This is a genomic window from Brevibacterium sp. R8603A2, from assembly GCF_023072605.1.
Taxonomy (GTDB): domain Bacteria; phylum Actinomycetota; class Actinomycetes; order Actinomycetales; family Brevibacteriaceae; genus Brevibacterium; species Brevibacterium pityocampae.
This window is the reverse complement of record NZ_JALLGN010000004.1, coordinates 53,806-77,387: the sequence shown is the minus strand read 5'-3', so window position 1 is coordinate 77,387 and position 23,582 is coordinate 53,806. Positions and strand designations below refer to the sequence as shown.

Below are 23,582 nucleotides of genomic sequence, written 5' to 3'. Positions count from 1 at the left end.
CATGCTCGACACCCTGCCGGAGGACTTCGACTCCGTCCTCCTCGTCATGGCCCACCCGGACGACCCCGAGTACGGCTCGGCGGCAGCCGTCGCGCGCTGGCTCGCCGAGGGGAAGCGTGTGGGCTACGTGCTCGCGAGCCGCGGCGAGGCCGGCATCGCCGGGCTCCCGCCCGCGGATTCCGCGCGGATCCGGGAGGCCGAGCAGCGCGCCGCCTGCGCCGCGATCGGAGTCGAGCACCTCGTGTTCCTCGACGAGCCCGACGGCTCGATCATGTACACCCGTGAGCTGCGGACCGCGATCGCCGAGGAGATCCGTCGGTTCCGCCCCGAGGTCGTCATGGTGCTCAACTTCCACGAGGCCTTCGGGGGCCGGCACCCGAACTCCGCCGACCACCGGCACGTCGGACTCGCAGCGCTCGACGCGGTGTCCGACGCCGGGAACGAGTGGATCGTCCCCGGCGAGCGCTACCAGGGTGTGAAGTACATCCTCGAGTTCGCCGGCGAGCCCACCCACGTCGTCGACGTCGACGGCCACGTCGATGCGGCCGTCACCTCGCTCATGGCCCACGAGCGCTACCTGCAGGCGCTCTCCGACGCCCCCGTCGAGGAGCAGGCGCGCGCCCAGATCGAGCGCGCCACCGCCGTCGAGGGATTCGACACCCCGCACATCGCCGTCCGCCTCTACGGCTGACACCACGGCCGAGAACCCGGCCGACACCGCCCGCCCGCACCACGCCGACGACCGACCGAGGACCCCGATGACGTCTCAGACCCCCGACCCCAGCTCCCCGCAGTCCACCGCGCAGCAGGACACCGGCGCGCAGATCCCGAGTGCGGAGTCCGAGGTGGTCGGCATCTGCCGCGAGCTCATCCGCTTCGACACCCAGAACTGGGGCGGGAACACCGCCCGACCGGAGCGCCCCGCCGCGGAGCGGATCGCCGAGTGGTTCGCGGAGGTGGGCCTCGACGCGGAGATCTTCGAGTCCTCACCGGGCCGGGCGAGCCTCGTCGCGCGCATCCCCGGCAGCGATCCCGGCCTCCCGGCCCTCGTCGTCCACGGCCACACCGACGTCGTGCCGGCCGACGCCGCGGAGTGGGCCGTCGACCCGTTCTCCGCCGAAGAGCGCGACGGTCTGATCTGGGGCCGCGGCGCGGTCGACATGAAGGACATGGACGCGATGATCATCGCCGTCGTGCGGAACTACCTGCGCACCGGCCTGCGCCCCCGCCGCGACCTCATCATCGCGTTCTTCGCCGACGAGGAGGCCGGCGGCACCTACGGCGCACGCTGGATGGTCGAGAACCACCCGCACCTGTTCACCGACGCGACCGAGGCCGTGTCCGAGGTCGGCGGCTACTCCGTCGACCTGCGCGGTCAGCGGGTGTACCTCGTGCAGACCGCGGAGAAGGGGATCGCCTGGCTCAAGCTCGTCGCCCGCGGCACGGCCGGCCACGGCTCGCAGATCAACGAGGACAACCCGGTGACCAAGCTCGCCGCCGCGGTCGCCCGGATCGGTGCGCACGCCTGGCCCGAACAGCTCCCGCAGGCCACCGAGGACCTGCTGCGCGGCGTGTCCGACATCACCGGTGTGCCCTTCGGCGCGGAAACCTACCCGGAGCTGCTCGCCGAACTCGGGTCGGTCGCGAAGTTCGTCGGCGCCACCCTGCGCAACACCTCGAACCCGAGCCTGCTGTCCGCCGGCTACAAGCACAACGTCATCCCCTCGACGGCCGAGGCGCTCATCGACTGCCGCACCCTGCCCGGTGACCACGACGCCCTCATGCGCACGGTCCGCGAGCTCGCGGGCAGCGACGTCGAGGTGCTCACCGAGATCGAGGCGCCCGCCCTCGAGGCGCCGTTCTCCGGGCGGCTCGTCGACACGATGACGACCTCCCTGCTCGCCGAGGACCCCGGGGCGCGGGTGCTGCCGTACACGCTGTCCGGCGGCACCGACAACAAGTCGCTGGCCGCGCTCGGGATCCACGGCTACGGATTCGCGCCGCTGCGCCTCACCGGGGACCTCGACTTCCCGGCGATGTTCCACGGTGTCGACGAGCGCGTGCCGGTCTCCGCGCTGACCTTCGGCACCCGGGTGCTCCACCGCTTCCTCCTCGAGGCCTGAGCGGCGTGGACCTCAGGTGCGCCGGCGCCGGGGGAGCGAGGCGATGAGCACTCCGGCGAGCACGATCGCCATCGCGAGGTAGATCGTCCACGTCACCGGGGTCGCGGCGGCAGGGAACAGCAGGTCGATGACGAGCGAGCCCACGAGGCTGCCGAACAGCGAGGTCAGGCTGAGCAAAAGGACCCCGAGGTGCTCGACGGAGACCGTCGTGATCCCGATGAAGGCCACTCCGATGACGCCGCCCATGAGCGTCCACCACTCACCGGGCAGGTCCGGCAGGCCGGTGAAGCGGACGCCGGCGGCGAGCAGGCAGAGCGCCACGGCGACGAGGAAGATCGACCCGCCGAGGAAGTTGAAGAACGTCGCGGTCGCGGCCGAGGCCGAACGCAGCTTGATCCGACCGTTGGCCGCCTGCTGGAAGGCGGTCATCGACCCGGCGAGGAACGGCAGGAACGGGGCCCACCAGCTGATGCCGTGCTCGAGCACGCCGCTCGAGGACACGACGACCCCGACGAGCACCACCGCCACGCCGAGCACCCGCTGGAGGCTGAGGGACTTCCGTCCGCCCGGGGGCAGGGAGGTGTTGTCGACGACGAGCGCGCCGGCGAGCTGACCGGAGACGAACGCCATGGTGAACACCGCGACGCCGAACAGCGGCACCGTGATCGACTGCGCGATGACGACGGCGGCGCCGCCGAGGCCGCCGAGCGTCATCCACCACGGGACCTCCCGGGAGCGCAGAAGCCGCACGACGAGGGCCAGCCCGCGACGGGTGCGCGGGGAGACGAGGGCGACGACGAGCATGACGAGCAGGCCGCCGAGGAAAGACACCGTGGCGGCGAACAGGCCGTTGCCGGTGATCCCGGCGAGGGCGGCGTTGGCATTGCCCTGCACGGCCATGCCGAACCCGGCGAGCGTCGTCGCGACGGCGCTGAGGAGGAGGGGGAGCCGCACGATCAAGCGGTGCGCTGCACGCGGATGATGCGGCGGCGCAGCCACACGGTGCGGGATCCGCCCATTCCGATCCGGGTCCGGGCGAGCTCCCAGCGGCCGTACTCGGCCTCCTCGGTGAGCAGGGTGCGGGCCTCGCTGCGGGTGGTGTCGCGGGCGAAGCTGATGGTGCGGAACTCGTACTCCACCGGGGTCCGGGTGCGCTTCATCGTTCCTCCGCGAAGTGAATGCAGCAGTGTGCTGGGCCTGGCGATCGGTGATCGAGCGTCACTGTACCACCGGGCCGTGGGCTAGCCTGGGCGCATGGTCCACATCGTCCTCGTCAGGCACGGCGAGAGCTCGGCGAACGCCGCCGGGATCCTCGCCGGCCGCACGCCCGGCGTGTCGCTCACCCCGGCCGGGGAGCAGCAGATCCGCGGCCTCGCGGAGATCTTTCCCTTCCGCGCCGTGACCGAGGTGCGCTGCTCCACGGTGCAGCGCTGCCGCGAGACCGCTGCGCTGCTCCTGACCGGGATCACCGCGCCCGGGGTGCGCGAGGCGCCCGAGTTCGCCGAGGTCGACTACGGGACGTGGTCGGGCCGCCGGCTCGCCGAGCTCAAGGAGCTCCCCGAATGGCAGCGGGTCGCGCGCTCGCCGTCGTCGATGGAGTTCCCGGGGGGCGAATCGCTGCGCGATGCCGCCGCCCGCGCCGTGACCGGGGTCGACGCCTTCGTCGCCGACCTCCGTGCCCGTCAGGTGCCCGACGCCGGAGCGGGGGATGCAGGGGGAGCGGGCGGGACGCGGGTGCCGGTGGGCGTCGTCGTGGCGCACGGCGACATCATCAAGGCGGTGCTCGCCGCCGCGCTCGACATGCCGCTCGACGCGTTCCAGCGGATCGCCGTCGCACCTGGCTCGCTCAGCGTCGTGACGTACCCGGAGACGGGCCACCCGACGGTCACCGCGATGTCGGTGACGGCCTCCGGCCGCACGGGTGAGGCGGGAGCCGTGGGCGGCGGCCGCTGAGCGCACCCGGCTCGGACCGCCGATCCCGCCGGAATCAGACCGCGGAGAGCACTCCGGTGCCGAGCAGCACGAACACGAGGAGGCCGAGCGCCACCCGGTACCAGACGAAGATCGCGAACGACTTCGTCTGGATGAACTTGAGGAACCCGACGATGACGACGTAGCCGACGACGAAGGACACGGCGGTCGCGAGGACCGTCGGACCCCAGCCGAGCACCATCGGCTCGCCCAGGCTCTTGACGAGCCCGTAGAACCCCGAGGCCATGACGGCCGGGACCGCGAGCAGGAACGAGTAGCGGGCGGCCGACTCGCGGGTGAATCCCATGAGCCGGCCGGCGATGATCGTGCCGCCGGAGCGCGACACGCCCGGGATGAGCGCCATCGCCTGGGCGAGACCGTAGACGATGCCCTGCCCCCAGGTCATGTCCTCCAGGCCGCGCTCGCGGGAACCGACCCGGTCCGCGATGCCGAGGATGATGCCGAACACGATGAGCATCGCGCCGGTGATCCAGAGGTTGCGCAGCACGCTGTCGATCGCGTCCTGGAACGCGAGGCCGAGCACCCCGATCGGGATCGAGCCGAGGATGATGAGCCAGCCGAGGCGCGCCTGCGGGTCGCCCTTCTCCCGCCGTCCGACGAGCGAGGCGCACCAGGAGCGGATGATCCCGACGATGTCGCGCCAGAAATAGACGAGGACCGCGGTCTCGGTGCCGATCTGCACGATCGCGGTGAAGAACGCCCCCGGGTCCTCGCCCGGCAGGAGGAACTCGCCGACGATCCGCAGGTGGGCCGACGAGGAGATCGGGAGGAACTCGGTGAGTCCCTGGACGACGCCGAGCACGGCAGCGATCAACCAGTCCATCAATGTCCTTCTTCGCAGGAGACGTCGCCCCGAGGGGCGACGAGGCGGCCTCACCTGCACGGGAGGCCCAGACCAGGGTAGTCCTCCGGTCGGGTAACCTCAATGAATATGCGCATCAACCGTGTGGGAACGTCAGGTCTCGAGGTCTCCGAGCTCGGTCTGGGGACTTTCGAATGGGGGCACCGCGTGAGCGCGGAGACCGCCCAGGAGCTCGTCGACGCCTACGCGGAGGCGGGCGGGACGGTGCTCGAGCTGCCGTCCTTCGCCTCCCCGGCCGCCGAGGTCGTGGGGAGCCTGAGTCTTCCCTCCGAGATCGCTCTCATCGCTCGTGTCGGGGTCGACGTCGACACCCGCGGCGCGCGCCTGTCGCTCGGCCGCCGCACGATCCTCACCCAGGTCGAATCGCTCCTCCGGCGGACCGGCCGCGATCGCCTCGATGTGCTCGTCCTCGAGGGCTTCGACGCCCAGGTGCCGCTCGCGGAGACCGCCTCGGCGCTCGACACCGTGCTGCGCAGCGGGGCGGTGGTCCACGTCGCGGCGGCCCACCACACCGGTTGGCAGCTCGCGGTGCTGCGCGCCGCCGGGATCCCCCTCGTCGCGGCCCTGTCCGAGCTCTCGCTCCTCGACCGCCGTGCCGAGAGCGAAGTGCTGCCGGCAGCGGAGTACCTGGGGATCGGCGTCATCGCCGGTTCCGCGCTCGGCCGCGGGATCCTGCCCGGCCGATACGCCACCGGGGTGCCGCGCGACTCGCGCGCCGCCGGTGCCGGACGCGAGTGGGTGACGGAGAAGCTCACCGCGGAGTCGGAGCAGGTCATGGCCGGGGTGACGAAGGCCGCCGCCGGGCTCGGGGTGTCGCCGCTCGATGTGGCGCTCGCCTGGAACCGGGCGCTGCCGGTGGCGTGCTCGCTCGTCGGTCCGCGCTCGGTCGCGCAGCTGCGCGAGATCCTCGACAGCGAGCTCGTGCTCGAGCCGGAGATCCGCGACGCGCTCGATCAGATCTCGGACCCCTGAGCCCGGCGGTGCGGCTCGACGTGGAGTGACGCCGTGCGCTCAGCGCGCGGAGTCGTCGTCCTCGTCGTCGAAGTCATCATCGTCGTCATCGTCATCGTCGAAGTCGTCGTCATCGTCCTCGAGATCGTCGTCCTCGTCGTCATCGTCCTTGGCGTCCTCGACGTCGTCGAAGAGCTCGAACGGGGTGACCTCGTCGAACGCGGTGTAGAGCGCGTCCTCGTAGAGCTCGAACGCGTCGGCGAGCGCCATGTAGCTCGCCTCCACCCGCGGGTCGGTGTCGGAGGTGCGGTGCGCGGCTGCCGCGTAGTGCTCGCGAACAGCGGAGAGGAAGTCTTCGAGTGCCACGTGCGGTTCAAGGCTCATGCCCCAAATGTACCCCCACCCGGCGCACCGGCGTAACCCTTCCGGGTCCCGGTCCGTCCGGGCGTCATCCCATGTGAAGCGGTGCGGGAGGCCGTGTCATAGGCTGGGGGCATGGCTGCGCAGGTATTCGATCATCCCGCCCCGGACAGGTTCGTCGTCGGGACCGTCGGGCTGCCCGGCGAGCGGACCTTCTTCCTCCAGGCCCGGACCGATCAGCGGGTGACCACCGTGACGCTCGAGAAGGAGCAGGTGGAGATGCTCGGGGAGCGGATGAACGAACTCCTCGACCTCGTCCGCTCGAAGTCCTCGGATCCCCAGTCGATCCCGCTCGCACCGCGCGAGGAGCTCATCGACAACGCCGGTCTCAGCGTGCCGGTCGAATCGGAGTTCCGGGTCGGCACGATGAGCCTGGGCTGGGACACCGTCGCCGAGCACATGGTCGTCGAGTGCTTCGAGTTCACCCGCACCGACGCCGAATCCGGGACGAGCGCCGATCCCGACGACGAGTCCGAGGACCGCGACCGGCTGCGCGTGGTGCTCAGCGCGGCCCGCGCCCGCGAGTTCTCCCGCCGCGCCGACCAGGTCGTCAACGCCGGTCGGCAGGACTGCCCCTTCTGCTCTCTGCCCCTCGACCCCGAGGGCCACATCTGCCCGCGGGCCAACGGGGTCGCTCGCTGATGTCCTCGGCGCAGGCGGCGCGCGACCTCCTGCTCTCCGGCGCGGTCGAGCAGCTCGGCCGCATCCCCGGTGCCTCGAACGACACCCGCCTCGTCACCGTCGCGGACGGCGACGCGGTGCTGCGTGCGGTGTACAAGCCGACAGCGGGGGAGCGGCCGCTCCACGACTTCCCGCTCGGCTCGCTCGCCGGGCGCGAGGTCGCCTGCTCCGTCCTCGCCGCGCACTGCCCGTTCGTCGAGGTCCCGCCGACCGTGCTTCGGGAGGACCTCCCGTCCGGCCCCGGCTCGCTCCAAGCCTACGTCGAGTCCGCCGGCGATCCCGAGGACCTCGTCACGGTGTTCGCCCCGGACGCCGTGCCCGCCGGCTGGGCCCCGGTCCTCCGCGCCGTCACCGCCGGCGACGAGGAGGTCGTCGTCGCCCACGGGCTGACCCCGGCCCTGCGCGGGCTCGCGCTCTTCGACGTCATCACGAACAACGCCGACCGCAAGGCCTCCCACGCACTCCACGGCCACTACCGGCCCGCTCCCGGTGTGGAGCCGGAGCTGTTCGGGATCGACAACGGGCTGTCCTTCCACGTCCGGCCCAAGCTCCGCACGATCCTCTGGGGCTTCGCCGAGGAGCCGCTGACCGCGGGGGAGCGGGATGCGCTCGGCGCCCTGCTCGCAGCGCAGGACGAGCTCGCCGCCGCTCTCGCCCCGGTCATCGCCGCGGCGGAGATCGATGCGCTGTTCGAGCGGATCGCGGGCCTGCTCGTGCACGGCCGGATGCCGGGGGTGCCGCACACCCGCACCCCGATCCCGTGGCCGCCGCTCTGAGTCCGCGCGGCGCTCTGCGCGCACCCGGCTTTGCCCGGTCTCGACCGGGCTGTCTATGGTTGAGTGGTGAAAACCTGGTCAGCACCCGCAATCCCTGAGATCGGCACCGTCGGCGACGCCCCCGTGGTCTTCTGCACCTCGGCCCGCGGCCCCGTGTCCTCGCCCCGGAAGGAGGCCGAGGCCCGCCTCTACGTCTGCGGGATCACCCCGTACGATGCGACGCACCTCGGACACGCCGCGACCTACGTCGCCTTCGACGTGCTCGTGCGAGTGTGGCGCGACGCCGGGATCGCCGTGAACTACGTGCAGAACACCACCGACGTCGACGATCCGCTCCTCGAGCGCGCCACAGCGACCGGGGTGGACTGGCAGGAGCTCGCCCGCGAGCAGACCGAGCTCTACTTCGCCGACATGGAGGCGCTGCGGGTGATCCCGCCGGACTCCTACATCGGAGCCGTCGAATCCGTCGACCGGATCGTCGCGGCCGTGCAGCGGCTGCTCGACTCCGGGGCGGCCTACCAGCTCGACAGCGGCGACGTCTACTACCGGGTCGCGACCGCGGTCCAGCCGCCCTTCGGCACGATCTCCGGCTACGACCGCCCCACCATGCTCGAACTCTTCGCCGAGCGCGGCGGCGACCCGGACACGCCGGGCAAGGAGGATCCGCTCGATGCACTCCTGTGGCGCGCCCGGCGCGACGGCGAGCCGAGCTGGGACGGCGGCGACCTGGGACCGGGTCGACCCGGCTGGCACATCGAATGCGCCGTCATCGCCGAGGAGTACGCCGGCCTGCCGCTCAGCGTGCAGGGCGGCGGCAGCGACCTGATCTTCCCGCACCACGAGATGGGTGCCGCCCACGCCTCGGCGCTCACCGGCACGGAGCTCGCGCGCACGTACATGCACACCGGCATGGTGGGGCTCGACGGCGAGAAGATGAGCAAGTCGAAGGGCAACCTCGTGTTCGTGTCCGCGCTGCGGGCCGAGGGCGTGGACCCGATGGCGATCCGGCTCGTGCTCCTCGCCCACCACTACCGCAGCGATTGGATGTACGAGGACGCGCACCTCGCCGGGGCCGCCCGTCGCCTCGAGGCATGGCGGGAGGCCGCCGGCCGCGCCTCTGGGATCCCCGCGGCCGAGGTCATCGCCAACCTCCGCCAGGAGCTCACCGACGACCTCGACTGCCCGGCCGCGCTGTCCGTCGTCGACGACTGGGCCGCCGCCGCGGGCAGCGGACCGGCCGACGAGGACACCGCGCGCATCCGCGACGCGATCGACGCCCTGCTCGGCGTCGCCCTCTGAGCCCTGCCCGGCCCGCCGGCGCGGGTTCTGCTCAGTCCTCGCGCCGACGCCGGTCGAGGTAGCGCTCGAACTCCCGCGCGATCGCCTCGCCCGAGGCCTGGGGGAGCTCGGTGGCGTCCGTCATCCCCTCGATCCGGGCGACGTGCTCGGCGAGGTCCTCGTCGCTGTCGACGAGCGCGTCCGTGCCGGTCTCCCACGCCCGGGCCTCGTCGACGAGCTCGTGCTGGTCGACGACGAGCCCGGTGAGGTCCTCGAACGCGCCGAGCATCGCGAGGACCGCCTTGGGCGACGGGCTCGAGGCGGCGTACGCCGGCACCGCGACCCACTGCGAGACGGTCGGCAGGCCCGCTTCCGCGAGCGTCGTCGCGAGCACTCCGAGGATCCCGACGGGCCCGGTGTACTCGCTGCGCTCGATCTCCGGCTCGGCGGCCAGCTCGGGATCCTCCGCGGTCGTCGACACCGGCAGCGGCCGCGTGTGCGTGACGTCGGCGAGGAGCGAACCGAGGAGCACCACCCGGTCGCCCTCGGTCAGCCGTTCCCGGACCCGGCCGGTGTACTCCTGCCAGCGATAGGACGGCTCGGTGCCGATGATCACCTCGATCTCCAGACCGGTGCCCGGCACCGTGCCGGTGTGGGTGGTGCAGCCGGGCCACTCGATGTGCGGGCCGTCGGCATCGCGGGTGAGCACGGGGCGGATGAACGTCATGTCGAAGTAGTCGTCGCCGGAGAACAGGGTGCGCCCCTGGAGTCCCCAGACCGCGACGAGGTGGCGCGCGGTGTCGACGGCGGCCTCCCCGGCGTCGTTCCAGCCCTCGAAGGCGATGACGACGAGCCGGCCCGGGCCGGATGGCAGAAAACTCATGGATCCAGATTACGCTGGTGCGCATATGGACACCTTCGCTGCGGTCCTCTGGGACATGGACGGGACCCTCGTCGACACCGAACCGTACTGGATGCGAGCGGAGACCGACCTCATGCACGCCCACGGCCTCGCCTGGGACGAGGAGAAGGGCCTCCTCATGGTCGGCAACGACCTGCTGACCTCGGCCCGGATCCTCGTCGACCACGGCCTGCCGCTGCCGCCGGAGGAGATCGTCGAGATCCTCCTCGACGCGGTGATCGAGCAGGTGGCCGAGCACGTGCCGTTCCGCCCCGGGGCCCGCGAGCTCCTCGACGCGCTCCATGCCGCCGACATCCCGTGCGCGCTCGTCACGATGTCGTACCGGCGGCTCGCCGAGGCCGTCGTCGCGGCCTGCCCGCCGGGCAGCTTCCGCGCACTCGTCACCGGCGACGAGGTGCCCGCCGGCAAGCCCGATCCCGCCCCCTACGTGCTCGGCGCCGAGGCGCTCGGCCTGGCTCCGGAGGACTGTGTCGCGCTCGAGGACTCGATCCCCGGGCTGACGAGCGCCGAGGCCGCCGGCACGCTCGCGCTCGGCGTTCCCCACCTCGTCCCCATCCCGGAGGCCCCGGGACGGGTGCTCCTGCCCGGGCTCTCCGGGATCGGCCCGGTCGAGCTGCGGGAGATCGCCGGGAGGATGCGCTCCGGGCGCATCTGAGCCCCCGCGACCCGGATCAGCTCAGCAGGTCCGTCCCTGCGATGGCGGTGATCGGCGGGGGCTCCGGCGGGGTGTTGCCCCAGGCCGGGCACAGCGGCTTGAAGTGGCACCACCCGCACAGCGGCGACTTCCGTGCCCGCCACCGGCCCGAGCGGGCGCTGGCGGTGATGTCGTCCCAGATGCCGAGCACCTCCGCCTCGGTGCGCTCGACGTCGGCGAGCGTCGGATGGAAGCTCTTGATCGAGCGGCTGCCGAGGTACATGAGCTGCAGGGTGTGGACGAGGACCCCGTCCATGCGATGCCGCAGGAGCGCGTAGAAGCGCATCTGGAACTCCGCCTCGCGCCCGTACTGCGGCTTGGGCTGCTTGCCGGTCTTGTAGTCGACGAGCCGCACCTGCCCGCCCGGGGCGACGTCGACCCGGTCGATGAAGCCGCGCAGCACGAGTCCGCTGTCGAGGGTGACGGAGACGAACCGCTCTCGCTCCGCCGGTTCGAGCCGGTCGGGCAGTTCGAGCCCGAAGTACGCCCGCAGCAGCTCGGTGCTCTCCCGGAACAGGACGTCGACGGCCTGCTCGTCCGGGTACATCGCGGCGACCTCCGGGTCCTTCGCCGCGAGCGTGGCGTACCGGCCGGGCAGCAGACCGGCCGCGGTGTCGAGCGTGCGCTCGGCGGCCGGTGCATCGAAGAGCTGCTCGAGGACCGCGTGGACGAGGGTGCCCTTGAACGCGGCCGGCGAAGGCGGCTCCGGCAGCCGGTCGACGGTGCGGAACCGGAACTTGAGGGGGCACTGCACGAAATCGTTCGCCCGGGACGGGGAGAGTGTTGCGAGTTCGACCATGCCTGCACTCTACCGAGGGGTGCGGACACGGCACCCGGCACCGGCCTCACGCCCGTTAGGATGGACCCCATGTCGGACACCACCTCAGCGCGTCGCGCGCCCGGAGCGTCGCGCGGCCTGCACCTCGGGCGCGTCCTCGGCGCACCGGTGCTGCTCGCCTGGTCGTGGTTCCTCGCCGCCGTCGTCATCACCGTGCTGTTCCGGCCGTGGCTCGCCTCCGTCCGCCCCGACCTCGGCTGGGGCACGTGGCTGGTCGCCTTCGCCTACGCCGTGCTCCTGTTCGGCTCGGTGTTCCTCCACGAGCTCGCCCACGCGGTGGCCGGTCGCGCATCCGGGCAGCGGGTCGCGGCGATCGAGCTCAACGTGTGGGGCGGCTTCACCCGCTTCGAGCCGCGGATCGAGGAGGACTCCGTCCGCGCGGCGACGACGAGCTTCGTCATCTCCATCGTCGGCCCCGTGGTCAACCTCGTGCTCGCCGGGATCGGCTGGGGAGCGGTGCAGTTCACCGAGGTCTGGTCGGTGCCCTGGCTGCTCCTCATGGCGCTGACCTTCGCCAACCTCGCCCTCGGCGTCATCAACCTGCTGCCCGGCATCCCGCTCGACGGCGGCTGGGCGCTCCAGGCGCTCCTCTGGCGCGCCACCCGCAGCCAGTACCGCGGCACCATCGTCGCGAGCTGGGTCGGCCGCCTCATCGCCGTGGCTTTCGTCGCCTGGTCGCTGCTCACCCCGCTGCTCGCCGGGCGCCGCCCCGACCTCGTCACCGTGCTGTGGATGAGTGCGATCGCGATCATGCTCTGGGTCTCCGCCGGGGACGCCGCCACCCACGCCAAGCGCGCCCGGCGGATGGAGACCTACGACCTCTCCCGTGTGATCCAGCCGGCGATCGCGGCGACCGGGGACGCCGACGTCGAGCAGACGCTGGCCTTCGCCGACCGTGCCCTCACCGGTTCGGGACCCGGTGCCGCGCGCCCGGTCCCGCTCATCGTGGTCCTCGACGAGACCGGGCTGCCGTTCGGTCTGCTCGATCGGCACGCGGCCTCGCAGGTCATCGCCGCGCCCGGTCCGCCCGCCCAGGTCAGGGACTTCGTGAGGCCCTTCGGCGCGTGGATCGGGGTGCCCCGCGACATCACCGCGCCCCACCTCCTCGAATCGCTCACCCACCGGCCCAAAGCCGAGTTCTGCCTCGTCATGGACGGCAGCACGCTCACCGGGGTGATCGATCTCCAGGAGTTCTTCGACGAGCTCCTCGCGGACTGATCCGCCGGGGTGTCCGGTCCTCGACCCGCCCGCGCGCCCGTGCCGGGCGGACGACTAGAGTGGAGCCGATGACTTCCACCGATGACCCCAGCGGCCCCGTCCGCACCGACCCCGCGTCGACCGGCGCGGCCGCCCGCCGCGGCCCGCTGCGCATCGGCGACAAGGTGCAGCTCACCGACCCCAAGGGCCGCCTGCACACGATCGCGCTCGAGCCGGGTCGGCAGTTCCACACCCACAAGGGCTCCATCGACCACGACGAGCTCATCGGCGGCGCCGAGGGCACGATCGTCCACACCACCGGCGGCGTGCCCTACCAGGTGCTCCGCCCGCTGCTCGAGGACTTCGTGATGTCGATGCCGCGCGGTGCCGCCGTCGTCTATCCCAAGGACGCCGCCCTCATCGTCACCCTCGGCGACGTCTTCCCCGGGGCCACCGTCGTCGAGGCCGGGGTCGGCTCCGGCGCTCTCACCCTCTCCCTCCTGCGCGCCGTCGGGGACGCCGGGCGCGTCCACTCCTTCGAGCGCCGTGAGGAGTTCGCGCAGATCGCCGCGGGCAACATCGAGGACTTCTACGACGGCCCGCACCCCGCGTGGCGGCTCACCATCGGCGACCTCGCCGAGGAGCTGCCCGCGCAGTTCGCACCCGGCACCGTCGACCGCGTCGTCCTCGACATGCTCGCCCCCTGGGAGTGCCTGCCCGCGGTCACCGCCGCGCTGGCCCCCGGGGGCGTGCTCGCCTGCTACGTCGCCACCGTCCCGCAGCTCTCCCGCACCGCGGAGGCGCTCCGCGAGTCCGGGGACTGGACCGAGCCCCGCGCGATGGAATCGATGCTCCGCGACTGGCACCTCGAGGGCCTCGCGGTGCGCCCCGAGCACCGGATGATCGCCCACACCGGTTTCCTCCTGTTCGCCCGCCGCCTGTCCGCCGGCACGAGTCCGCTCGAGCGCCGCCGTCGCCCGCAGGGCAGCGAGCCGAGCGCGGAGGACCGGGCGGCCTGGGAGGACGGCGAGATCACCGCCCAGGCGATCGGCACCCGCGAGGCGACCGGCAAGAAGCTGCGCCGCGTCATGCGCGAGGCCGGCTCCCGCAGCCGCATCGCCGAGCGCACCCGGCCACCCGGGGCCGCCCCGGGCGCCGGCACCCCCAGCATCGACCGCACACCGGAGGAGGACACATGACGGAGGACCACCGGACCGCCGAGCTCAGCGCGGTGCGCAAGGACGCCGCCCAGCTGCGCCAGCAGCTGTTCAACGCCTCGAAGCGCAACGACGCCCTGTCCCGCACCCTCAAGACGGCGCGGGAGGAGCTCGTGCGGATCCGCACCGAGGCCGAGCGCCTGTCCGAGCCGCCGAACTCCTTCGGCACGGTGCTCGCCGTCGTCGACGGCCCCGCGGACACCCGCGCGCTCGACGTGCTCGTCTCCGGCCGTCGGATGCGCGTCGCGATCACCCCCGACCTCGACGTCTCCACCCTCGTCCCCGGCGCCGACGTCCGGCTGTCCGAGGGCCTCGTCGCCCTCGAAGCGGTGGGCTTCGCCGACGCCGGCACCGTCGTGCCGGTGCGCGAGGTGCTGCCCGACGGACGGATCCTCATCGGGGCGCCGGGCGACGAGGAGCAGATCCACCGCCTGTCCGGACCGCTGCACTCCGAGGGCGTGCGCCCGGGCGACGCGGTGCTCGTCGACACCCGCACCCACTTCGCACTCGAGAAGGTCGAGAAGCCCGAGGTGGCGTCGCTCCTGCTCGAGACCGTGCCGGACATCTCCTACAACGACATCGGCGGCCTCGAGGACCAGATCGACATGATCCAGGACGCCGTCGAACTGCCCTTCGAACACCCCGACCTCTACACCGAGCACGGGCTCAAGCCGCCCAAGGGCATCCTCCTCTACGGCCCGCCCGGCTGCGGCAAGACGCTCATCGCGAAGGCTGTGGCGAACTCGCTGGCCCAGCGCCGCGCGGGGGAGGGGACCCGGTCCTACTTCCTCAACATCAAGGGCCCGGAGCTGCTCGACAAGTACGTCGGCGAGACCGAGCGCCAGCTCCGCCTGATCTTCTCCCGCGCCCGGGAGAAGGCGACCGCCGGTTCGCCCGTCGTCGTGTTCTTCGACGAGATGGAGTCGCTGTTCCGCACCCGCGGCACCGGCAAGTCCTCCGACGTGGAGACGACGATCGTGCCCCAGCTGCTGAGCGAGATCGACGGCGTCGAGCGGCTCGACAACGTCATCGTCATCGGTGCCTCGAACCGTGAGGACCTCATCGATCCGGCGATCCTGCGGCCCGGCCGGCTCGACGTCAAGATCCGGATCGAGCGGCCCGACGAGCAGGCCGCCGCCGACATCTTCTCGAAGTACCTCACCGCCGATCTGCCGCTCCACGCCAGCGTCCTCGAGTCCGCCGGGGGTTCGCGCGCCCAGGCGGTCGAGCAGCTCATCACCGCGTGCGTCGAGCGGATGTACGCCCGCACCGCGCGCAACGCCTTCGTCGAGGTCACCTACGCGACGGGCCAGAAGGAGCTGCTCCACTTCGCGGACTTCGCCTCCGGGGCGATGATCTCCAACGTCGTCGACCGCGCCAAGAAGCATGCGATCAAGTCCCTGCTCGCCGACGGGGAGCGCGGCCTGACCTGGGAGCACTTCGAGCGTGCGATCGGCGAGGAGTTCTCCGAGCACGAGGACCTGCCGAACACGACGAACCCGGACGAGTGGGCGCGGATCAGCGGGAAGAAGGGTGAGCGCATCACCCACCTGCGGATGGTCCAGCACGAGGTCTCCGGTGCGCCGCTGGGCACGACGCCGCCCGGCGGCGGGGACGTCGTCACCGTCGAGGGCGACTCCGGCCTCGTGTGAGGCCGGGCCTCCGCGTCCGGAGCCCGGGCCTCAGCGCCCGGAGCGTCCGGCGACGGCGGTGGCGATGAGCCGCCAGCCGACGAGCGTGACGAGATTGAGCGAGGCGGCGACGACGACGAACGGCCCGGCCGTGCCCTCACCGGTGAGCGCGCGCACGACGAGTCCGAGGAGCACCGTCGTCGCCCACACGCCCACCCCGGTGCGCAGCGGCGCCAGCGGCGCCGCCCACACGGCGTTGAGCAGCCAGGCGGCGAGCAGCCCGAGCACGAACGGCCAGGCGGTGCCGATGATCCCGTCGACGTCGAGGTTCTGCGCGTGCGTGTAGTAGCCGACGATGGTGAACAGCACCACGAGCACGAGGTCGACGACGAGGGCGATGAGCAGGTGTGATTTCTTCTTCGCGGCCACACGAGCAGTGTAATGGGCGCGGGGGTGCGCGCACGTCCTAGAGTGGGGAGCGGACAGGCACCGGCCGCACCCGCACGCCGGATCCGAGGAGGGGAGAGGACGACATGCTCAGGGTCGAGAGGATCATGGGGGCGGAGACCGAGTTCGGGATCTCCCAGCCCGGCAACCCGCACGCCAACCCGATGCGGGACTCCGCGCGCGTCGTCGACGCCTACGCGGGACCGCGCGGGCTCAAGTCGAGCCAGAGCTTCTGGGACTTCGAGACCGAATCGCCGCTCGCCGATGCCCGCGGCTTCCTCATGAACGTCGCCGACGCCCACTCCTCGCAGCTCACCCACCTGCCGCAGGCCGAGCCCGAGGCGCAGTACCTCGCCAATGTCGTCCTCCCCAACGGGGCGCGCCTCTACGTCGACCACGCCCACCCGGAGTACTCCTCCCCGGAGACCCTGACACCGCGCGACGTCGTGCGCTGGGACCGCGCCGGGGACCTCGTCGCGCTCGCGGCCGTCGAATCGCTGGCCGCCGGGCCCGAGCCGGTCAACCTCTACAAGAACAACACCGACTCCAAGGGCTCCTCCTACGGCGCCCACGAGAACTACCTCGTCGATCGCGCCGTGCCCTTCGACGACATCGTCACCGGCATCACCCCGTTCTTCGTCACCCGCCAGATCCTCTGCGGCGCGGGCCGCGTGGGGATCGGCGTGCACGGCGACACGCCCGGCTACCAGATCTCCTCCCGGGCGGACTTCTTCGAGGCCGAGGTCGGACTCGAGACCACGCTGCGCCGCCCCATCATCAACACCCGCGACGAGCCCCATGCCGACCCCACCCTCTACCGGCGCCTCCACGTCATCCTCGGCGACGCCACCCTCGCGGAGCCCGCGACCCTCGTGCGCTTCGGGACCACCTCGCTCGTCCTCGGCCTCATCGAGTCCGGCGCGGTGCCGCACCTCGAGCTCGCCGACCCGCTCGACTCGCTGTGGACGGTGTCCCACGACCTCACCCTGTCCACCCGCCTGCCCCTGGCCGACGGCTCAGCCCTCACCGCGCTCGAGATCCAGCGGATCTACCTCGATGCCGCGCGGACCGCCGCCGGGCCGGACCCGGATCCGGACACCGCCGAGGTCCTCGCGGAGTGGGAGCGGTTCCTCGACGCGCTCGCCCGCGACCCCTTCGAACTCTCCGACAGCATCGACTGGGTCGCGAAGCTCGCGATGCTCGAGCAGTACCGGACGCGGGAGAACCTGCCCTGGGACCACCCGAAGCTCGCCCTCATCGACGTCCAGTACCACGACGTCCGGCCGTCGAAGGGCCTGTTCCACCGGCTCGAATCGGCCGGCCGGATCACCCGCCTCACCACCGCCGAGGAGGTCGCCGCCGCGGTCGACACGCCGCCGGAGGACACCCGCGCCTGGCTCCGCGGCCGCGTGGTGGCACGCTTCACCGCCGAGCTCGTGTCCGCGAGCTGGGACTCGCTCATCCTGTCGACCGGCGGCGAGGCGCTCGTCCGCCTGCCGCTGCGCTACCCGCTCAAGGGCACGCGCGCGCTCGTCGGGGCCGCGATCGAGGAGGCGGAGTCGCCGGCGGCGCTGCTCGCCGCCCTCGGAGTCACTAGACTCGGGGGAACAGCCCACCGAGACAGCAGCGAGGTATGAGATGAGCAGCGGCCAGGAGCAGATCCGCACCACCCGCAAGGACGACGTCGAGCCGGTCGACGCACCCGTCGCCGCGCAGGCGCAGACCCAGGTGAATACCGAGGCGGTCGACTCGATCCTCGACGACATCGACAGCGTGCTGGAGTCGAACGCCGAGGAGTTCGTCCGCAACTTCGTCCAGAAGGGCGGCCAGTGACTCCCGGCTTCGACCCCGCCTACCTGAGCTCGACGACCAACTCGTTCATCGCCTTCGCCCGGGCGACCGCCCCCGAGGTGCTGCCGTTCGGCGAGAGCGGTGCGCAGCTCCCCGCCCCGCAGGTGCCCGAGGGCACGACGATCGTGTCGTTCAAGACCGCCACCGGGGTGCTCATGGCCGGCGACCGGCGCGCGACGATCGGCAACGTCATCGCCAGCCACACCATCGAGAAGGTCCACGCCGCGGATTCGACCTCCGTCATCGGCATCGCCGGCACCGCCGGGCTCGCCCTCGAGCTCATCCGACTGTTCCAGCTCGAGCTCGAGCACTACGAGAAGATCGAGGGCACCCCGCTCTCGCTCGTCGGCAAGGCCAACCGGCTCGCCTCGATGCTGCGCGCCAACCTCGGCCTCGCGATGCAGGGCCTCGCGGTGGTGCCGCTGTTCGCCGGCGTGGAGCCCGGCGCCGACCACGGGCGGATCTTCAGCTTCGACGTCACCGGCGGGAAGTACGAAGAGGTCAACTTCCACTCGATCGGATCCGGCTCCGGGTTCGCCCGGGGGGCGCTGAAGAAGCTGTGGAGCCCCGATCTCGACTCGCCGGCGGCGATCCGGGTCGCCGTCGAGGCGCTCATCGACGCCGCCGACGACGACTCCGCCACCGGGGGACCGGACTTCATGCGCCAGGTCGCCCCCGTCGTCCACCTCGTCGACGCCGCGGGCACCCGGCAGGTGCCGCAGTCGGAGGTCCTCGACATCGCCACCGCCGTGGTGGCCACCCGCGCGGAAGGAGAGCGCGCATGAGCCAGCCGTTCTACGTCTCACCCGAGCAGCTGATGAAGGACCGGGCGGAATTCGCCCGGAAGGGGATCGCGCGCGGCCGCTCGGTCGTCGTGCTCCGTTACGACGAGGGCATCGTCCTCATCGCCGAGAACCCGTCCTCGACGCTCCACAAGATCGCCGAGATCTACGATCGGATCGGCTTCGCGGCCGTCGGCAAGTACAACGAGTTCGAGACCCTGCGGCAGGCCGGGGTGCGCTACGCCGACCTCCGCGGCTATTCCTACGACCGGGCCGATGTCACCGCGCGCGGCCTCACCAACGCCTACGCGCAGACCCTCGCCGGCGTCTTCACCACCGAGTCGAAGCCCTTCGAGGTCGAGATCGTCGTCGCCGAGCTCGGCGTCACCGCCGCCGGGGACCGCCTCTACCGGCTGTCCTACGACGGCTCCGTGGCCGACGAGAACGAGCACGTGGCGATCGGAGGCCAGGCCGACGCGATCTCCACCCAGCTCTCCGGCGTCCACACCGCCGACCGGCCGCTGCCCGCGGTGTTCGCGCTCGGCGTGCGCGCCCTGTCGCCCGCCGACGGGGCGCCGATCCCCGTCACGAGCATCGAGGCCGCCGTCCTCGACCGGACGACCGGCAGCCACCGCACCTTCCGCCGCCTCGACGACACCGCGATGGCCGAGCTGCTCGCCCTCGCCGCGGGCACCGACGCGCAGCCGGGCACCGACGCGCAGCCGGGGAGCACGCAGCCACCGGCGGAGGACGCACAGTGAAGCGGATCTTCGGCCTCGAGACCGAGTACGGCATCGCGTTCACCCAGGGCGAGGGGAGGCGCCTCGGGCCCGAGGAGATCGCCCGCTACCTGTTCCGACCGGTCGTCGAGTGGGGCCGGTCCTCCAATGTGTTCCTCCCCAACGGCGCCCGCCTCTACCTCGACGTCGGCTCCCACCCGGAGTACGCGACCGCCGAGTGCGACGTGCTGCCCGATCTCCTCGCGCAGGACGCCGCCGGGGACGCGATCATGGTCGATCTCCTCGCCCGCGCCCAGGCCGCGATGGCCGCCGACGGGGTGGACGGCACCGCCCACCTGGTGAAGAACAACACCGACTCCGCAGGGAACTCCTACGGCAGCCACGAGAACCTCCTCGTGCGCCGCTCGATGGACTTCACCCACCTCACCTCGGTGCTCCTGCCCTTCCTCGTCACCCGGCAGCTCATGGTCGGCGCCGGGGCGGTGATCCCGCGTGCGGTCGCCACCGACCTCCGGCCAGCCGACTCCAACCGCGCCGCCCCGCACAGCCCGCACACCGCTCCCACCGATCCGGGCAGGGACCTCGTCTACGGGCTGTCGGCCCGCTCCGACGTCATGTGGGAGGGCGTGTCCTCGGCCACCACCCGCTCCCGGCCGATCATCAACGCCCGCGACGAGCCCCATGCCGACGCGGAGAAGTACCGCCGTCTCCACGTCATCGTCGGCGACTCCTCGATGACGCAGACGACGACGGAGCTCAAGGTCGGCTCCGCCGCGCTCGTCCTCGACCTCATCGAGTCCGGCGCCCCGATCCGCGACCTCAGCCTCCGCAACCCGATCCGCGACATCCGGCACGTCGCCCGCGACCTCACCGGCCGACACGTCCTCGAGCTCGTGTCGGGGGAGCGCCTCACCGTGCTCGAGCTGCTCTCGATCTACCTCGAGCGGGCCCGCGCGCTCGTGGCCGCCGGCGACCACAGCCTCGGCTCCGACGCGTCCGCCGCGCGGGTCATCGACCTGTGGACGCGGATCCTCGCCGCCGTGGAGAGCGGGGACTTCACCGGCGTCGACACGGAGATCGACTGGGTCATCAAGTGCGGCCTCGTGCAGCGCTACCTGCAGCGCTCGGAGGCCGGGCTCGCCGACCCGCGGATCGCGCGCCTCGACTTCGCCTTCCACGACCTCACCCCGGGGTCCGGCATGCTCGCCCGCCTCGAGGCCGCGGGGCTCGCCGCCCGTGTGGTCCCCGAGGACACGGTGCGCGCCGCCGTCGACGCCCCGCCGGCCACGACGCGCGCGGCGATCCGCGGCCGGTTCGTGCGCGCGGCGCACGCGGCCCGCCGCGACTTCACCGTCGACTGGGTGCATCTGCGGCTCAACGACCAGCTCCAGCGCGCCGTCGTCCTCAAGGACCCGTTCGCGGCGTCGAACGACTCCGCCGACGCGCTCATCGCGGGGCTGGGGGAGGCTCCGGGCGCGCACTCAGTGTGAGCCGCTAGGATCGTGGGGGCTCTTCGCCCTGCCCCGCCCCTCGTGGAAAGGACGCCTTCGTGCGCACCACTCTCATCAGTGCCCTGAGCATCGCCGTGCTGGCCCTCGCCGGCTGCGGCGACTCGGGATCGGATCCGGCCGGCGAGACCCAGGCGGTCTCCACCGCCGAGGCCAAGACCACCTCGCTCGACGGCGTCACCGTCGAGGGCGAGCCCGACGCCGAGCCGACGGTGTCCTTCGAAACCCCGCTCGTCATCGAGGAGTCCGCGCACACCGTGCTCTCCGAGGGCGACGGCGAACCGGTCGCCGAGGGACAGCAGGTCACGGCGAACATGACGATGGTGTCCGGGACGAGCGGTGAGGTCATCGAGTCGAGCTATCAGGCCGAATCGCCGTCGGGCTTCCCGATGGACACCGCGCAGATCAACCAGGCGCTGTTCGACGCGCTCGTCGACGTGCCGGTCGGCTCCCGCGTGCTGCTGAGCCTCAACGGCAGCCCGCAGTCCGGGCAGCCTGCCGAGACCCTGATCTACGTCGTCGACCTGGTGAGCGCCGAGGAGATCCCGGAACCGCTCGAACGCGCCTCCGGTGAGCCGCAGGAGCCCGCCGAGGGCCTGCCCGAGGTGTCCACCGACGACGCCGGCGTCCCGAGCATCACCCAGCCCGAGGGCGACGCCCCAGCCGAGCTCGTCGTCGAGCCGACGATCCTGGGGGAGGGCGCGGAGGTCTCCGAGGGCCAGACCGTGAGCGTCCACTACTCCGGCTGGCTGTGGGACGACGCCTCGCAGACCTTCGACTCGAGCTGGGACCGCGGCGAGCCCTTCGCCGTCGAAGGCGTGGGCGCGGCCCCCGTCATCGACGGCTGGAACGAGGCGCTCATCGGGCAGAAGGTCGGTTCCCAGATCCTCGTCGTGATCCCGCCGGAGAAGGGCTACGGGGCGCAGGGCTCCCCGCCGTCCATCCCCGGCGACGCCACCCTCGTGTTCGTCATCGACATCCTGTCGGCCGTCGGCTGACCGGCAGCCGCCGCACCCATCCACCATCTCCCGTCCCGGAAGGACAGCAGACATGGCCAAGAGCAAGCCCGAGATCGATTTCCCCGGCGACCAGCCGCCCACCGAGCTCGAGATCGTCGACGACGAGATCGGCACCGGTGCCGAGGCGAAGGCCGGCGACACCGTCGCCGTCCACTACGTCGGCGTCGCCCACTCGACCGGTGAGGAGTTCGACTCCTCGTACAACCGCGGCGCCCCGCTCGAGTTCCGGCTCGGCGTCGGCATGGTCATCGCCGGCTGGGACCAGGGCGTGCAGGGGATGAAGGTCGGCGGTCGACGCACCCTGCGGATCCCGCCGCACCTCGCCTACGGCGACCACGGCGCCGGCGGCGTCATCGCCCCCGGGGAGAGCCTGATCTTCGTGTGCGACCTCGAGAACGTGCGCTGACACCGCGCTCGCAGCGGCACTGAGCCGAGACCGCGCACGGCGCCGTCGTCCGCCCCCTCCGGGCAGGCGACGGCGCCGCTGTCATCCGGCGAGCGCGCGGGCCGCCCAGCGCCCGGCGGCCGCGGCGGAGAGGAACGAGGCGGCATCCGCGGTGAGACCGCGGCCCATCGTCGACAGCCGGACGGGGGAGCCCTCGAGCGCTTCGAACAGCCCGTCGAGCTCGACGTCGACGAGCGTGTGGGCGGTGAGTTCGGCGCGCTGGGAGGCGAGCGCCTCGGCGACGATCCGCGGGTCGGGGTCGCACGCGGCCGCCACGGAGTCCGGCAGGGTGGCGAGGCCGGGCAGCGGCACCGTGCAGCCCGGTCGAGCGCCCCGGCCGACTGCGGTGAGCGTGTGATGGGAGATCCCGAAATGGCGCCCGCGGGCATCGGCGTTCGACATCCGGGCCACCGCCACGGGCAGCCCGCCGAGCAGCGCGGCGGCGTCGAGGTGGTCGCCGACGACCATGCCGGAGAACCCGAACGGGGTCCCGGTCCCGAGGTTGCCCGGGCCCTGGCTGACGATCGTGATGTCCGCGCCGGCGACGTGGCGGGCCGCGAGCAGGGCGGAGTGGACGGTGACGGCCTCGTGGTCCCCGCCCCACGCCTGGCCGACGCTCAGCGTGTCGGCGAGCCAGCCGGCCTCCTGCAGCCCTGCGACCGCCTGGGAGAACGGCAGCGGGAGCGCCGCCCCGTCGGTCATCGCATAGGCGACCCGCAGCTCCGGGTCCTCCGCCCGGATCCCGGCGAGGATCGCGGGCAGCGCCGAGTGGAGGTCGGCGACGAGCACCGGCATCCCGTCGATGCCCGTCGCCCGGGCGAGCGTCGCATGGTGCTCGGACTCCTGGTCGTCGACCCCGAGCACCATCGTCTGGGTGGGGGAGTAGCGGTCCTTGACGAGGTGCCCCGGAGCCGGAGGCGGGTCCGCGGGGAGCGCCTCGGGCAGGGCGACGACGAGCGCGAATCCGCCGGTACCGAGCCCGCGGGCGAGGGCGGAGACGTTGAGGATCACGGTGTCGCCGGGCTCCGGGGTGCCGACGAGCCCGGTGTAGGCCACTGCGTGGACCTCTCCGGCACCGGTTGCCCCCGGGCTGCCGTCAGCGCCCGGGAGGGGTTCGGTGAGGGCCGCGCGGACCTCCCTCACCCCGGGCCGATCGCTGCTCACGGACACGACATGCGCACGACGCCAGTGGATCATATGCCCACCGT

At 72.2% G+C, this 23,582-nt stretch carries 26 protein-coding genes; 18 read left to right on the top strand and 8 right to left on the bottom strand.

Annotated elements, in window-relative coordinates:
* Position 1 precedes the first annotated feature (1 nt).
* Both MTQ12_RS05100 and MTQ12_RS05095 read left to right on the top strand, forming a co-directional pair.
* Positions 2–691 carry a PIG-L deacetylase family protein gene (locus tag MTQ12_RS05100; protein WP_247424668.1) on the top strand — a complete coding sequence of 230 codons (690 nt, stop codon included), beginning with the start codon at positions 2–4 and terminating at the stop codon, positions 689–691.
* A gap of 67 nt (positions 692–758) precedes the next feature.
* Entirely contained in the window at positions 759–2,123 is a 1,365-nt protein-coding gene (locus MTQ12_RS05095; RefSeq protein WP_247424666.1) for a M20/M25/M40 family metallo-hydrolase, read from the top strand.
* Between the two features lie 12 nt (positions 2,124–2,135).
* Here the strand turns inward: MTQ12_RS05095 and MTQ12_RS05090 are convergent, their stop codons facing one another.
* Both MTQ12_RS05090 and MTQ12_RS05085 read right to left on the bottom strand, forming a co-directional pair.
* Positions 2,136–3,077, bottom strand: a complete 942-nt coding sequence (locus MTQ12_RS05090; protein ID WP_247424663.1) for a DMT family transporter — start codon at positions 3,075–3,077, stop codon at positions 2,136–2,138.
* 2 nt (positions 3,078–3,079) lie between these two features.
* Positions 3,080–3,283, bottom strand: a complete 204-nt coding sequence (locus tag MTQ12_RS05085; RefSeq protein ID WP_247424660.1) for a DUF5703 family protein — start codon at positions 3,281–3,283, stop codon at positions 3,080–3,082.
* 94 nt (positions 3,284–3,377) lie between these two features.
* Between MTQ12_RS05085 and MTQ12_RS05080 the strand changes: the two genes are divergently transcribed.
* Positions 3,378–4,076: a histidine phosphatase family protein gene (locus MTQ12_RS05080; protein WP_247424657.1), complete on the top strand. Its 699-nt coding sequence runs from the start codon at positions 3,378–3,380 to the stop codon at positions 4,074–4,076.
* A 34-nt stretch (positions 4,077–4,110) separates the two neighbouring features.
* Here the strand turns inward: MTQ12_RS05080 and MTQ12_RS05075 are convergent, their stop codons facing one another.
* The gene (locus MTQ12_RS05075) at positions 4,111–4,938 is read right to left on the bottom strand and encodes an undecaprenyl-diphosphate phosphatase (RefSeq protein ID WP_247424654.1); all 828 of its coding nucleotides are present in this window, start codon (positions 4,936–4,938) and stop codon (positions 4,111–4,113) included.
* Between the two features lie 108 nt (positions 4,939–5,046).
* Here MTQ12_RS05075 and MTQ12_RS05070 point away from each other — a divergent pair, with 108 nt between their 5' ends.
* Positions 5,047–5,949, top strand: coding sequence for an aldo/keto reductase (locus tag MTQ12_RS05070; RefSeq protein WP_247424650.1), 903 nt, complete (start codon positions 5,047–5,049; stop codon positions 5,947–5,949).
* Positions 5,950–5,988: 39 nt separating this feature from the next.
* Here the strand turns inward: MTQ12_RS05070 and MTQ12_RS05065 are convergent, their stop codons facing one another.
* Positions 5,989–6,312, bottom strand: a complete 324-nt coding sequence (locus tag MTQ12_RS05065) for a hypothetical protein (protein WP_247424646.1) — start codon at positions 6,310–6,312, stop codon at positions 5,989–5,991.
* A 111-nt stretch (positions 6,313–6,423) separates the two neighbouring features.
* Between MTQ12_RS05065 and MTQ12_RS05060 the strand changes: the two genes are divergently transcribed.
* The 3 genes from MTQ12_RS05060 to mshC all read left to right on the top strand — a co-directional run bounded on the left by MTQ12_RS05060 (position 6,424) and on the right by mshC (position 9,104).
* The gene (locus MTQ12_RS05060; protein ID WP_247424643.1) at positions 6,424–6,990 is read left to right on the top strand and encodes a DUF3090 domain-containing protein; all 567 of its coding nucleotides are present in this window, start codon (positions 6,424–6,426) and stop codon (positions 6,988–6,990) included.
* Positions 6,990–7,805, top strand: coding sequence for an SCO1664 family protein (locus MTQ12_RS05055; RefSeq protein ID WP_247424640.1), 816 nt, complete (start codon positions 6,990–6,992; stop codon positions 7,803–7,805). Before MTQ12_RS05060 ends, MTQ12_RS05055 begins: the two co-directional genes overlap by 1 nt.
* 66 nt (positions 7,806–7,871) lie before the next feature.
* A complete protein-coding gene (mshC, locus tag MTQ12_RS05050) occupies positions 7,872–9,104 on the top strand; it encodes a cysteine--1-D-myo-inosityl 2-amino-2-deoxy-alpha-D-glucopyranoside ligase (RefSeq protein ID WP_247424636.1) in 1,233 nt (410 codons plus the stop codon).
* Between the two features lie 31 nt (positions 9,105–9,135).
* Here the strand turns inward: mshC and MTQ12_RS05045 are convergent, their stop codons facing one another.
* Complete coding sequence (locus MTQ12_RS05045) at positions 9,136–9,966, bottom strand: PAC2 family protein (RefSeq protein ID WP_247424633.1); 831 nt, start codon at positions 9,964–9,966, stop codon at positions 9,136–9,138.
* A gap of 25 nt (positions 9,967–9,991) precedes the next feature.
* Between MTQ12_RS05045 and MTQ12_RS05040 the strand changes: the two genes are divergently transcribed.
* Positions 9,992–10,660 (top strand): HAD family phosphatase, encoded by a 669-nt coding sequence (locus MTQ12_RS05040; RefSeq protein WP_247424628.1) that lies wholly within the window; start codon positions 9,992–9,994, stop codon positions 10,658–10,660.
* A 16-nt stretch (positions 10,661–10,676) separates the two neighbouring features.
* Here the strand turns inward: MTQ12_RS05040 and MTQ12_RS05035 are convergent, their stop codons facing one another.
* Positions 10,677–11,498, bottom strand: coding sequence for a PD-(D/E)XK nuclease family protein (locus MTQ12_RS05035; RefSeq protein ID WP_247424625.1), 822 nt, complete (start codon positions 11,496–11,498; stop codon positions 10,677–10,679).
* Positions 11,499–11,567: 69 nt separating this feature from the next.
* On the opposite strand from MTQ12_RS05035, the gene MTQ12_RS05030 reads away from it, so the two are divergent.
* The 3 genes from MTQ12_RS05030 (at position 11,568) to arc (ending at position 15,603) form a co-directional block, all read left to right on the top strand.
* Positions 11,568–12,755, top strand: a complete 1,188-nt coding sequence (locus MTQ12_RS05030; RefSeq protein ID WP_247424623.1) for a site-2 protease family protein — start codon at positions 11,568–11,570, stop codon at positions 12,753–12,755.
* Between the two features lie 68 nt (positions 12,756–12,823).
* Entirely contained in the window at positions 12,824–13,933 is a 1,110-nt protein-coding gene (locus MTQ12_RS05025) for a tRNA (adenine-N1)-methyltransferase (protein ID WP_137319697.1), read from the top strand.
* Positions 13,930–15,603, top strand: coding sequence for a proteasome ATPase (gene arc, locus MTQ12_RS05020; protein ID WP_247424620.1), 1,674 nt, complete (start codon positions 13,930–13,932; stop codon positions 15,601–15,603). Before MTQ12_RS05025 ends, arc begins: the two co-directional genes overlap by 4 nt.
* A gap of 30 nt (positions 15,604–15,633) precedes the next feature.
* Here the strand turns inward: arc and MTQ12_RS05015 are convergent, their stop codons facing one another.
* Positions 15,634–16,011: a DUF3054 domain-containing protein gene (locus MTQ12_RS05015; RefSeq protein ID WP_137319695.1), complete on the bottom strand. Its 378-nt coding sequence runs from the start codon at positions 16,009–16,011 to the stop codon at positions 15,634–15,636.
* A gap of 104 nt (positions 16,012–16,115) precedes the next feature.
* Here MTQ12_RS05015 and dop point away from each other — a divergent pair, with 104 nt between their 5' ends.
* From dop to MTQ12_RS04980, 7 genes are read left to right on the top strand one after another with little or no spacing between them, the layout of a single operon-like run.
* Positions 16,116–17,666, top strand: a complete 1,551-nt coding sequence (gene dop / locus MTQ12_RS05010; protein ID WP_247424617.1) for a depupylase/deamidase Dop — start codon at positions 16,116–16,118, stop codon at positions 17,664–17,666.
* A 1-nt stretch (position 17,667) separates the two neighbouring features.
* Positions 17,668–17,862, top strand: coding sequence for a ubiquitin-like protein Pup (locus tag MTQ12_RS05005; protein WP_137319693.1), 195 nt, complete (start codon positions 17,668–17,670; stop codon positions 17,860–17,862).
* Positions 17,859–18,665: a proteasome subunit beta gene (gene prcB / locus MTQ12_RS05000; protein ID WP_137319692.1), complete on the top strand. Its 807-nt coding sequence runs from the start codon at positions 17,859–17,861 to the stop codon at positions 18,663–18,665. Before MTQ12_RS05005 ends, prcB begins: the two co-directional genes overlap by 4 nt.
* Positions 18,662–19,423 carry a proteasome subunit alpha gene (prcA, locus tag MTQ12_RS04995; RefSeq protein ID WP_137319691.1) on the top strand — a complete coding sequence of 254 codons (762 nt, stop codon included), beginning with the start codon at positions 18,662–18,664 and terminating at the stop codon, positions 19,421–19,423. Before prcB ends, prcA begins: the two co-directional genes overlap by 4 nt.
* Entirely contained in the window at positions 19,420–20,892 is a 1,473-nt protein-coding gene (gene pafA, locus MTQ12_RS04990; protein ID WP_247424615.1) for a Pup--protein ligase, read from the top strand. The genes prcA and pafA overlap by 4 nt, the downstream gene beginning before the upstream one ends.
* A gap of 59 nt (positions 20,893–20,951) precedes the next feature.
* Positions 20,952–21,908 carry an FKBP-type peptidyl-prolyl cis-trans isomerase gene (locus tag MTQ12_RS04985; RefSeq protein WP_247424612.1) on the top strand — a complete coding sequence of 319 codons (957 nt, stop codon included), beginning with the start codon at positions 20,952–20,954 and terminating at the stop codon, positions 21,906–21,908.
* 52 nt (positions 21,909–21,960) lie between these two features.
* A complete protein-coding gene (locus MTQ12_RS04980; RefSeq protein ID WP_247424609.1) occupies positions 21,961–22,335 on the top strand; it encodes an FKBP-type peptidyl-prolyl cis-trans isomerase in 375 nt (124 codons plus the stop codon).
* Between the two features lie 81 nt (positions 22,336–22,416).
* Here MTQ12_RS04980 and MTQ12_RS04975 read toward each other — a convergent pair whose 3' ends face one another.
* Positions 22,417–23,571 (bottom strand): DUF3866 family protein, encoded by a 1,155-nt coding sequence (locus MTQ12_RS04975; protein ID WP_247424606.1) that lies wholly within the window; start codon positions 23,569–23,571, stop codon positions 22,417–22,419.
* Positions 23,572–23,582 lie beyond the last annotated feature (11 nt).